The organism is Streptomyces sp. 13-12-16 (assembly GCF_002114215.1).
GTDB lineage: Bacteria > Actinomycetota > Actinomycetes > Streptomycetales > Streptomycetaceae > Streptomyces.
Genome location: NZ_NCTE01000720.1, coordinates 1 through 1,183, shown reverse-complemented (window position 1 = coordinate 1,183; position 1,183 = coordinate 1). Strand labels below are relative to the sequence as shown.

The following is a 1,183-nucleotide window of genomic DNA, read 5'->3' as shown; positions in this document are numbered from 1 at the left end:
CGAGGGCCGGCCGGCGGCGACGCGGGCGGCGGGTGCGGACGCGGTGCGGGCGGCGCTGGCACGGGACTTCGGGCGGGACGCGCTGGAGCCGGCCGGTGCGGAGGTGGGGGCCGTGTCCTCGCCCTCACCGTCGCCCTCGCCCTCGAAGAGGGCTCCGGTGGACTCCGGTGGGGGGACCGTGCGGCTTCCGGTCATCGCCGAGGAGGGCGCCGATGCCGGGGCGCGTGGCTGGCAGCTGGCCCACTGGGCCGTGGCCAACGCCTCCGAGCTGCGCATAAAGCGGGTGTCGTACGCGGGGCGGGAGTGGACGGCCGGGCACACCGACAGCCGGTGGCGGCCGGTGGACGGCAAGAACGCGGAGGGCTCGGGGGTCGCGGGCGGTGCGGGGGTCGTGACCATCACGACGACGCCGTAGCGCGGTCCGCGCGACCCGCGACCCGCGACCGCGCAGGCGTGCGGGGAGTCACCCGCAGGCGTCACGTACAGCCGATAATGCGACGCATTGCCAACTCTTTGCGTTGCCCCGCCGCAACCTTCCCGGCGGTCGGACGGTAGTCACGGCGTCAGCGTTCTCTCCCGTCGAAGGAGCACCATGTCCCTCCCCCTGACCCGTCGGATCGCCCGTGCCGCGTTGCTCGTTGCTGCGGGAGCGGCCGCCGGGGTCGGCGCGGCCGGTTCCGCCAGTGCGGCTCCGGAGCTGCCGGCCGCGCCGAACCTCGGCGGGCTGACCGCTGTGGACGGGGCCGCCGGCGACACCGTGGACGACGTGACGCGGGACGTCACGAAGACCACGGGTGGTGCCGACAAGGTGGCGCCGGTTGCCGGCAAGACCGTGAAGAAGGCCGCCGGGTCCCTCACCAAGGGTGCGCCCGTGAAGGGGCTGCCGGTCGGCTGAGGACCGGCCTGGCGCCGGCTTCTGTCACGGCGACGGGGTCTGGGGGTTCCCGGGCCCCGTCGTTCCGTGTCCGCGCCGGGGTGCGGTGGGCGTTTCCCGGGCGGTGGCCCGGTGTCGGTGGCTGTGCCCACCCTCCCCCATTGCCTGAAGGGCATGGGAGGTGCCCCCATCGCCCCGCGGAACGACTGCCCACAGCCGCCATGGCGGGGCGGGTCCGGAGCCGGCCGGGCGGGGCGGGCCCACAGCCGCCGAGCGGGGTCGCGGTCGGGGCGGGCCCGGAGCCGGGGC

Annotated in this window: 1 protein-coding gene and 1 pseudogene; both read left to right on the top strand. The window is 76.4% G+C overall.

The features are described from left to right. Window positions 1-415: pseudogene (locus B7767_RS27060) on the top strand (heavy metal transporter); the annotation flags it as partial. A 177-nt stretch (window positions 416-592) separates the two neighbouring features. Beyond that, a complete protein-coding gene (locus B7767_RS27055) occupies window positions 593-895 on the top strand; it encodes an ATP-binding protein (protein WP_085574466.1) in 303 nt (100 codons plus the stop codon). Window positions 896-1,183: the final 288 nt, after the last annotated feature.